The sequence below is a fragment of the Streptomyces sp. NPDC059989 genome (assembly GCF_042736975.1).
Classification (GTDB): domain Bacteria; phylum Actinomycetota; class Actinomycetes; order Streptomycetales; family Streptomycetaceae; genus Streptomyces.
In genome coordinates, this window is sequence record NZ_JBHWUO010000006.1 from 58003 (window position 1) to 67423 (window position 9421).

6 protein-coding genes, 1 pseudogene and 1 riboswitch are annotated in these 9421 nt (G+C 73.2%); of the genes and pseudogenes, 4 read left to right on the forward strand and 3 right to left on the reverse strand.

All coding sequences use genetic code 11. The annotated features are described in order from the left end of the window. Positions 1-6 precede the first annotated feature (6 nt). Both ACFWBN_RS07455 and ACFWBN_RS07460 read left to right on the forward strand, forming a co-directional pair. The gene (locus ACFWBN_RS07455) at positions 7-1458 is read left to right on the forward strand and encodes an NAD(P)/FAD-dependent oxidoreductase (RefSeq protein WP_385172027.1); all 1452 of its coding nucleotides are present in this window, start codon (positions 7-9) and stop codon (positions 1456-1458) included. Continuing rightward, entirely contained in the window at positions 1455-2612 is a 1158-nt protein-coding gene (locus ACFWBN_RS07460) for an MAB_1171c family putative transporter (protein ID WP_385172030.1), read from the forward strand. Before ACFWBN_RS07455 ends, ACFWBN_RS07460 begins: the two co-directional genes overlap by 4 nt. A 63-nt stretch (positions 2613-2675) precedes the next feature. Here ACFWBN_RS07460 and ACFWBN_RS07465 read toward each other — a convergent pair whose 3' ends face one another. Further along, on the reverse strand, positions 2676-3521 hold the full coding sequence (locus tag ACFWBN_RS07465; protein ID WP_385172397.1) for a bifunctional 5,10-methylenetetrahydrofolate dehydrogenase/5,10-methenyltetrahydrofolate cyclohydrolase: 846 nt from the start codon (positions 3519-3521) through the stop codon (positions 2676-2678). Positions 3522-3587: 66 nt separating this feature from the next. After that, a riboswitch (ZMP/ZTP riboswitch) is annotated at positions 3588-3690 on the reverse strand. Positions 3691-3797: 107 nt separating this feature from the next. Here ACFWBN_RS07465 and ACFWBN_RS07470 point away from each other — a divergent pair. Both ACFWBN_RS07470 and ACFWBN_RS07475 read left to right on the forward strand, forming a co-directional pair. Next, positions 3798-4297, forward strand: a pseudogene (locus ACFWBN_RS07470) (hypothetical protein). Positions 4298-4513: 216 nt separating this feature from the next. Then, positions 4514-6103 carry an RNA polymerase sigma factor gene (locus ACFWBN_RS07475; protein WP_385172032.1) on the forward strand — a complete coding sequence of 530 codons (1590 nt, stop codon included), beginning with the start codon at positions 4514-4516 and terminating at the stop codon, positions 6101-6103. Positions 6104-6108: 5 nt separating this feature from the next. Here ACFWBN_RS07475 and ACFWBN_RS07480 read toward each other — a convergent pair whose 3' ends face one another. Both ACFWBN_RS07480 and ACFWBN_RS07485 read right to left on the reverse strand, forming a co-directional pair. Continuing rightward, positions 6109-7899, reverse strand: coding sequence for a hypothetical protein (locus ACFWBN_RS07480; RefSeq protein WP_385172035.1), 1791 nt, complete (start codon positions 7897-7899; stop codon positions 6109-6111). Between the two features lie 319 nt (positions 7900-8218). Then, positions 8219-9280, reverse strand: a complete 1062-nt coding sequence (locus ACFWBN_RS07485) for an ATP-binding protein (RefSeq protein WP_385172038.1) — start codon at positions 9278-9280, stop codon at positions 8219-8221. Between the last annotated feature and the right edge of the window lie 141 nt (positions 9281-9421).

A 9421-nucleotide genomic window follows, 5' to 3' on the forward strand; every position in this document is an offset into this window, starting at 1 on the left:
GCCACGATGCCCCAGTCCTCCCCGCCCCGCCGCCACGCCGTCGTCATCGGCGGCAGCATGGCCGGTCTCCTCGCCGCCGCCGTCCTGGCCGAGCACGCGACGGTCACCGTCATCGACGCGGACACGCTCCCCGACAGCCCGGCGCCGCGCCGCGGCCTGCCCCAGGCCCGGCACGTCCACGTCATGTGGTCCGGCGGGGCGCGCGCCATCGAGAAGATCCTGCCCGGCATCACCGCGGAGTGGACGGCGGCGGGCGCGATCCGCCGCAGCCTGCCCGCCGACCTGGTCACCAAGACCGCCCAGGGCTGGATCCCGCGCTTCGGGGAGAAGCAGTTCAACATCTCCTGCAGCCGCGACCTCCTCGACTCGGTGGTCCGCGCCCGGGTGACCGGCCTGGACGGGGTCACCACCCTCCAGCGCAGCCGGGTCCGGAGCCTGGAGGGCACGGCGACCCGGATCACCGGCGTCCGCGTGGACACCCCCGAGGAGGAGGGCAGGCTGCTGACCGCCGACCTCGTGGTCGACGCGAGCGGACGCGGCTCCCGCGCCCCGACCTGGCTGGCGGAGCTCGGCGTGGGCGGCATCCGGCAGGCCGAGGTCGACTCCGGCCTGGTCTACGCGACCCGGATCTTCGAGGCGCCCGCCGGAGCCCACGAGATGGGCTTCCCCATCGTCAACGTGCAGTCCGACCCGCGCGTGCCCGTACCCGGGCAGACGGCCACCATCGTGCCCATCGAGAACGGCCAGTGGCAGGCCACCCTGTCCGGCACCCGGGGCGGCCAGCCGACCGGTGACCCCGACGCGTTCATCCCGTTCGCCAAGGGCATCCGGGACCCGATCGTGGGAGAGATCCTCGAAGGGAAGAAGCCCCTCACGGACGTCGCCGTCACCCAGGGCACCGCGAACCGCCGGATCTACTTCGAGAAGGCCGAGCTGCCCGACGGCTTCTTCGCCGTCGGCGACTCCGTCGCCACCTTCAACCCGCTCTACGGGCAGGGCATGACCGTCGCCGCGCAGGGGCTGCTGGCCGTGCGCGCCCTGCTCCGCGCCAAGGGCCTCGCCCACCCCGCCTTCGGCCGCGAAGCGCAGCGCGCGCTCGCCCCGCAGGTGGCCACCGCCTGGGAGCTCGCCACCTCGCAGGACATCCTCTACCCGGGCGCCACCGGGATGCGGCCGCGGGCCGGGGCCGGGCTGCTCAACGCGTACGTCAGCCGGCTGATGACGGGGGCCACCACCCGGGAGGCGCTCACGGCCGCCTTCCTCCAGGTCATCACCATGAGCAGCGCGCCGACGTACTGGCTGCGGCCCTCGGTGATCTGGCACGTGCTGCGCGCGTCCGACCGGGGTGCGCCCGCGGCGCCGCCGCTCACCGCGGCCGAGCGGGCGGTCGCCGGACTGGACGCCGCGGACCAGGCCGGCCGGACGGGCCCGGCCGACCCCGTCGGCCAGGTGCGATGACCGACGGCCTCATCCTCTACGGGCCGGGATCGCTGATGCTCCTGACCCTGCTCGTCAAGGCGCCGACACTGCGCAGGAGCTGGGACCAGCCGCTCATGCGGGCCGGGTTCACGCTGCTCTCCGTCGCCTGCCTCGTCGTCTTCCTGGCGGCCCCGCCGTCGATCGCGGCGGTCAACCGCCTCACCGGTGTGGTCAACTTCGCGGCCCCGCTGGTGTTCTGCACGATCACCGCGTTCTCCGGATCGTGCGTCCTGCTGGTCGTGCACTGGGCCGGCGGGCCGCCGGCCGTGGTGCGGCGGGCCACCCGGCTGACGCTGACCGGCTTCGGCACCGTCTCGCTGGCGATCGTCACGCTGTTCGTGATCGGCGACGCGCCGGTGGAACGGCTCCGGGACCTGGACACGTACTACGCCAACACGCCCTGGATCCGGGAGATGATCGTCTGCTACCTGCTGGCGCACACCGTCGGCACCTCGGCGCTGACCGTGCTGGCCGGGAAGTGGCTGCTGCGCGCCGATCCCTCGCTGCGGCCGCTGCGGACCGGACTGGCCCTGATCACGGTGGGCGGGCTGCTGGACCTGGGCTACATCGTCGTGAAGTGGACCGCGCTGGGTGCCCGCTGGACGGGCCGCGACTGGGACACCCTGTCCACGGACGCGGCGCCCCCGCTGGCCGCGGCGGCGGCCCTGCTCGTGGCCTCGGGTTTCATCGCCCCGCTGGTGGGCGGCTCGGCGGCCTGGCGGGACTTCCGCCAGTACCGGCGGCTGCACCCGCTGTGGAAGGCACTGCGGGGGTTCGCGGCGTCGAACGTGCGGACCGTGCCGCTGGCGTGGTGGTCGCCGGTGGGGATCCGGCTGATCCACCGCGAGTCGGTGATCGACGACGGGATCCTGGCGCTGGCCGGCTGGTTCGACCCGGAGGTGCGCAGCGCCGCGTACGAGGCCGCGCGCGGCCAGGGCCTGTGCGAGGCGCGGGCGGCGACGGTGGCGGACGCGGCGGTGCTGGCCTCGGCCTGCGGGCGCCGGGCGGCGGCCGGACCGGCACACCCGGACCCGTACCGCATGGACTGCCGGTCGCTGGTCGCCCTGGCCCGGGAGTTCCGCCACTCCCCGATCGTCGCGAGCGCCCGCCGGTCCGCCACCATCGAGGCCTGACGCCCCGGGCCCTCGGGCCCGGGGCGTCCGCGCCGTCCCGGCGGCCTGCCCCAGCGGCCCGCCTCAGAGCTCCGCGAGGTCCAGACCGGCCTGCGCGGCCGCGGCCTGCACGGTCTGCTCCAGCAGGACCGCGATGGTCATCGGGCCGACACCACCCGGTACGGGCGTGATCAGCGAGGCGCGGGCGGCGGCGGACTCGAAGTGGACGTCGCCGACGTTGCCCTCGTTGTAGCCGGCGTCCAGGACCACGGCGCCCGGCTTGATGTCCTCGCCCCGGATGAACTCCGCCTTGCCGACGGCGGCGACCAGCACGTCCGCCTGGCGCACGATCGACGGCAGGTCCCGCGTACGGGAGTGGCAGTAGGTGACGGTGGCGTTCCGCTCCAGTAGCAGCATCCCGGCCGGCTTGCCCAGGATCGCGCTGCGGCCGACGACCACGGCGTGCTTGCCGGTCAGGTCCACGTCGTAGGCCTCCAGCAGGCGCATGATGCCGCCGGGGGTGCAGGAGACGAAGCCCGGCAGCCCGAAGCCCATGGCGGCGAAGGAGTGCATGGTGACCCCGTCGACGTCCTTGCCGGGGGCGATGGCCTCGAAGGCGGCGCGCTCGTCGATGTGGTGCGGGACGGGGTGCTGGAGCAGGATGCCGCTGATCTCCGGGTCCTCGGAGAGCGCGGTGAGGGCGGCCACGAGCTCCTCGGTGGTGGTCTCGGCCGGCAGCTCCACGTGGCGGGAGGTGATCCCGGCCTTGGCGCATCGATTCTGCTTCATGCGTACGTACGTCACGGACGCGGGGTCCTCGCCGACCAGCACGGTCGCGAGGCAGGGCGCGGTGCCGGTGCGCTCGGTGATCTTCGCCGCGTAGGCGGCGGTCTGCTCCGAGATGCGGCGGGCGAGGGCGGTGCCGTCCATCAGCCGGGCGCGGGCGGTGTCGGTGGTGGCAGTCGTCACGGGGTCTCCTGAACGTCGCTGCGGATCGCGGTTCGCCCAGGCGCGCGGCAGTCGACGTACCGGAGGTGCGGAGGTACGCCGGGCCGCTCCCCGGTGGTGATCCACCCGAACGCCAGTCACGGCCCGTCGTCCACTGTAGTCGACTTATCCGGTGGTTGACCGGGGCCCGACCTGGGACGATCAAGACATGACTCGCACTTTCGACCTCCCCCAGACTTCGTCCGGGGGGACCCCCATGTGGCGGAGGCCGAATCCGTGTCCGTGGAGGGCTGGGACTTCTCCTGGCTCGACGGCCGGGCGACCGAGCAGCGCCCCTCCTGGGGCTACCAGCGCCTCCTGCGCGAACGCCTGGCCACGGTCCGCTCCGCCCTCGACATCCAGACCGGCGGCGGCGAGGTCCTCGCCGGGGCCGGCCCCCTGCCCCCGCTGACGGCGGCCACCGAGTCCTGGCCCAGCCGGAGGAGGTCCGGCGCGGCCGGCACCCCGACGACGCGGTCGCCGACGCCACCGGGGCGGGCCTGGAAGTCGTCGATCTCCGCTCCGAACGGCTGCGCGCGGAGTTCCACGACATCGGAGCCGTGATCTACTTTCTCCGGAAGGTGATCTGGATGGTGCCCGGCTTCACGGTCGGGCAGTACCGGGACCGGTTGCGCGAGCTGCACGAACAGATCGAACGCGAAGGCCCGTTCGTCGCGCACACCGCCCGCTTCCTCATCGAAGCCCGCAAAACGGGGTGACGTGGAGGGCGGACGGATCCTCCCCTGATCGGGTTGCGTGGCCACAGCGTGGCGCAGGTCACTCAATTCAGCGCGTAACGAATCGACTCGGGCATGCGATGAACCGACAGGTGTCCTCGCGCGGCCCCGGAATACAGACCCCCCTCGGGTCTGTTTCCCGAGTTCGCGCGATGATGTCCCGCCCACCCCTTATCTGTTCGCAACGAGAGGCTCCTTGTGTCGCTCAGCCCGTCCCGTACGTTCCCTCCGGAGATCGCCGAATCGGAGGCCCTCGTCGCGCTCGTCGAGCGCGGCCGCGAGCAGGGTCACATCAACGGTGACGACGTGCGCCAGGCCTTCGAGGCCGGCCGCATCCCGGTGGACCAGTGGAAGCGGGTCCTGCGCAGCCTGAACCAGGTCCTGGACGAGGAGGGTGTCGCCCTTCACGTCAGCGCCGCCCCCGCCACCAAGGCTGCCGCCAAGAAGCCCCGCAAGGCGGCCGCCGCACCTGCCCGCACCGTGGCCAAGAAGGCCGCCGCCGCGCCGCGCCCCATCGGCGCCCGCAAGACGGCCGCCACGGCCGCGACCACGACCACCGCTGCGGCGATATCCGCATCGTCGGCCGGCTCCGTCGAGGACGAGGCGACGGCCGATGCCGCCGCCGAGCCGAAGAAGCGGACGGTCAAGAAGACCGCCACCGCGAAGAAGACCGCCACCAAGAAGACGGCGGCGAAGAAGACCAGCGCCAAGGACGCCGACGACGCCGAGGCCCCCGTGGCCGAGGGCGAGGACTGGGCGGCCGAGGACCTCGCCGACGAGGCCGAGGAGGAGACCCCCAAGGCCGGCGGCACGCAGGGCTTCGTCCTGTCCGACGACGACGAGGACGACGCCCCGGCGCAGACGGTCATGGTGGCCGGCGCCACCGCCGACCCCGTCAAGGACTACCTGAAGCTGATCGGCAAGGTGCCGCTCCTCAACGCCGAGCAGGAGGTCGAGCTCGCCAAGCGCATCGAGGCGGGCCTGTTCTCCGAGTACAAGCTCGAAGAGGAGGAGGACCACAAGCCCGCCTTCAAGCGCGAGCTGGAGATCCTCGTCGAGGACGGCCGGCGTGCGAAGAACCACCTGCTGGAGGCCAACCTCCGTCTCGTGGTCTCCCTCGCCAAGCGCTACACGGGCCGCGGCATGCTCTTCCTGGACCTGATCCAGGAGGGCAACGTCGGTCTGATCCGCGCCGTGGAGAAGTTCGACTACACCAAGGGCTTCAAGTTCTCCACGTACGCGACCTGGTGGATCCGGCAGGCGATCACGCGTGCCATGGCCGACCAGTCGCGCACCATCCGCATCCCCGTGCACATGGTCGAGATCATCAACAAGCTCGCCCGCGTGCAGCGCCAGATGCTCCAGGACCTCGGCCGGGAGCCCACTCCGGAGGAGCTGGGCAAGGAGCTCGACATGACCCCTGAGAAGGTCATCGAGGTCCAGAAGTACGGCCGCGAGCCGATCTCCCTGCACACCCCGCTGGGTGAGGAGGGCGACAGCGAGTTCGGTGACCTCATCGAGGACTCCGAGGCGGTCGTGCCCGCGGACGCGGTCTCCTTCACCTTCCTCCAGGAGCAGCTCCAGTCGATCCTGGGCACGCTCTCCGAGCGCGAGGCGGGCGTGGTCTCCATGCGCTACGGCCTCAACGACGGGCAGCCGAAGACCCTGGACGAGATCGGCCGCGTGTACGGGGTCACCCGTGAGCGCATCCGCCAGATCGAGTCCAAGACCATGTCGAAGCTGCGCCACCCGTCGCGTTCGCAGGTGCTGCGCGACTACCTCGACTAAACCGCTCAGGTCAGTCGGAAGACCGGCCCTCGTGGCGCGAACGGCAGGGAGGCACCCTGCGGGATCAGGTAGGCGTGCTCGCGCCGGATCCGCAGGGTGTCGCACCAGCCGTCCGTGATCACGAGGACCGGGGCGCCGGGCGGGAAGTCCTCCGCCCGCTGCAGCAGGTCGATGCCCGGCTGCAGCTCCGTGCCGCCGCGTCCGCGCACGCGGACCCGGCCGGCGATCTCGGTCGGCGGCAGATAGCCCGCGTCGTACGGCGCCGCGTCGCAGAAGACGACGCGTGCCGCCGGTACGTCGCGGGCTTCCGCGTACGAGGCGATGGCGCCCAGTGCCTTGCCGAGCAGGGCGGCGTTCATCGAGCCCGAGGTGTCCAGCACCACGCCGAAGGTGCAGCGGGCCACCTCCTCCGGCGGGAAGTGACGGCCCGCGCGCGGGATGTCCGGGGTCGAGGCCTGGCGGCGGGCCGGGCGCGCGTAGGACCGTACGGGCTCGGGGCGCGGCACGTACTCGTCGAACCAGCGGGCGAGCCGCGCGTCCCAGGGCACGGGCGGGTGGGCCAGCGCCCGGATCTCCTGGATCAGCCCGGCGGGCAGCAGGCCCCGCTCCCCGTGTACGTGCAGGTCGAAGCCCTGGACCAGGCCGCGCTGGTAGAACTCGTCGAGGTCCGCGTACGGGCGCCGCGCGCCGTGCGCGAGCGGCTCGCCCAGGATGTCCCCGGCGCCCTTGCCGCGCAGGGTGGCGAGCCGCCGCATCCGGCGCAGGTCGGTGGTGATGCGGTCGTAGACCTCCTCGACCGAGAGCCCCTGGAGCAGCGGGTCGTACAGGAGGCCCTCCGGCATGCTCCCGACCCGCATCTCCACCAGCCAGCCGTTGACCACGTAGTCGGCGGCGATGTTGTGCAGGTACGGGTCGCGGGCGCCGCGGCGCTCCCCGTGGCGCAGGGCGGCGTGCAGCATCTCGTGGGCCAGGATGAACCGCCACTCCTCGTCGTCGAAGGTGCGCAGCGGGTTGATGTAGATCTCCCCGGCGGTGGCGCTGACGGCGGCGATGGAGATGTCCTGGGCGCGGGCCAGCTCGGCGTCGGCGACCACGGTCAGGCCGGCCGCCAGGCCGCCGAGCAGCGGGTACGAGGAGACGAACCAGTTCAGCGCGCGGTCCCAGGGGCGCTGTGGGCGGCCCTCCTGGCCGCCGGCCGCGACCATGGTGGCGGAGACGGCCCGGGTGAGGGCGTGGGCGAAGGCGGTCTCCCAGTCGGGGACGGTGTTGGTCAGGGCCCGCCAGCCGACCAGGACCTGGTCGGGGTGGTCCCCGGCGGTGCCGCAGTTCTCGTAGGCGGGCGGGATGCCGTCGCGGCGCCAGCGGGCGGCGAGCAGCTCCTCGTCCCCGCCGGGGTACTCGGGCGGGAGGTGGTCGGGGGCCCTGCCGACGGGGAAGGTCAGCAGGAAGCGGTTGACGACGGCGCAGCGGGCGGCGAGGTCGAAGCGGTCGGGCTGGGGGCGATCGTCCTCCTTGGCGGCGGGGACGTGGCCGAAGCCGAGGTGGAGCAGGGCGTGGGCGAGTGCCCAGGCCCACTCGCGGGGCTCGGCCCGCTTGGTGGGGTGGACGTGGAGGATGCCGTTGGAGGTGACGGCGACCAGTCCCCCGGCGGGGGTGGCGGCGCATCCGGTCTCGCGGCAGATCTTGCCGTTGACGGCGCCGAGCGCCGGGTTCCGCTTGACCAGGGCCAGGCCCTCGGCGAAGGCCTGGGTGGCGGGGTCGGGCTTGGCGTTCTTGGCACGCGGGCGGCGGCTCATCCTGCGGCCCCGCCGGGCGCGGGCCGGTTTCGGCGGGGTCGGGTGTGTGGCGGGGCGCCCCCGCAGGGTGCCGAACGCAACTCCGCTTCACTCTCCGACGCCTCGTCACGTTCGGCACCCGAGGAGGTGCCCCGGCGCGCGCCCGGCCCCGCCGAAACCGGCCCACCGGGCGCGGTCCGGTCGGGCACGGTCCGGTCGGGCACGGTCCGGTCGGGCACGGTCCGGTCGGGCACGGTCCGGTCGGGCACGGTCCGGTCGGGCACGGTCCGGTCGGGCACGGTCCGGTCGGGCCGCTTCCCCGCGCGGGAGCGCACCCCGCTCATCGGCGGGCCTCGACCAGGCGCGGCATGTCGCGGGCGGCCTCGATCAGGAACCAGCCGGGCAGGGCCGGCAGACCGTCGGCGTCGTCGGCGATGACGGTCTGGGCGACCTCGACGGATATCTCCGCGAGCTGCACGAGCAGCGATTTCGCCCGGTAGGCGGTCTCGCGCAGGCCGGGCGAGACATGGGCCTTGTCGGCGGGCAGTTCCTTGATCAGACGTCCGCGGAAGGCCTCGGCCAGGTAGTACAGCAGGTCCCGGTCCTCCAGGCCGCGGGGCCAGCTCGCATCGCCCTTCATGATCGCCTCGATGCCGAAGGTGTGGCGGACGATCTTTGCGTAGCCGCAGAAGGAGACGGCGTGCGCGGGGGTGAGGGTGCCGTGCGCGATCACCTTGAGGGTCTGCTCGTCCAGCCCAGCTCCGAAGGAGTGCAGGGCGTCGGAGAGCATGTGCCACGAGCGCGGGGTGGAGAAGGGCTCCTCCGTCTTGGGCGGCTGCGACCAGAGGTGGTCGGGGCGGTCGGTGAGGTAGTCGGTGACCCAGGGGTGGATGCCGTGCTCGCCGGCCCAGACCAGCCAGTCCCCGGCGGAGGCCTGGAGGTGGACGTGGGTGAGGCGGTTGACCAGGGCCGAGGCGATGGGCCGGGCCAGGGCGTTGTCCGTGGCACGGTTGCCCGCGCCGATGACGATGGAGCCGGCGGGCAGCTCGTAGGAGCCGATCCGGCGGTCGAGGATCAGCGAGTAGAAGGCCTTCTGGACGTCCGGGCTCGCGGCGTTGAGCTCGTCGAGGAACAGGCAGTACGGCTCGTCGCGGGCGATGGCCTCGGGCGGGCAGAAGACGGACCGGCCGTCACGGATCTGCGGTACGCCGATCAGGTCCTCGGGGGCGAGCTGGGTGCCGAGCAGGCTGACGCACTCCAGGCCCAGCGAGTCGGCGAACTTCCGCACCAGCGAGGACTTGCCGATGCCGGGAGCCCCCCAGAGGAACACGGGCCGCACGGTGGCGAGGCCGAGGAGCAGTTCGGGGATCTGGGCGGGAGTGACGGTGGCGGCAGCCTGCACGGATGGTGTTCCTCATGATCGGGTCGTGGGGGGGGGGCCGGGGGGGGGGCCCCCCCCCCCCCGGGGGGCCGGGTTTTTGGGCCGCCCGGGGGGGGGGCCCGGGGCGGGGCGGGGGGGGGGCCCGGGCGGGGGGTGAGAAGG

Bases quoted from the DNA above. Each gene is read 5' to 3' on its own strand.
- ACFWBN_RS07455 (WP_385172027.1), top strand. From the start codon at position 7: ATGCCCCAGTCCTCCCCGCCCCGCCGCCACGCCGTCGTCATCGGCGGC.
- ACFWBN_RS07460 (WP_385172030.1), top strand. From the start codon at position 1,455: ATGACCGACGGCCTCATCCTCTACGGGCCGGGATCGCTGATGCTCCTG.
- ACFWBN_RS07480 (WP_385172035.1), bottom strand. From the start codon at position 7,899: ATGAGCCGCCGCCCGCGTGCCAAGAACGCCAAGCCCGACCCCGCCACC.
- ACFWBN_RS07465 (WP_385172397.1), bottom strand. From the start codon at position 3,521: ATGGACGGCACCGCCCTCGCCCGCCGCATCTCGGAGCAGACCGCCGCC.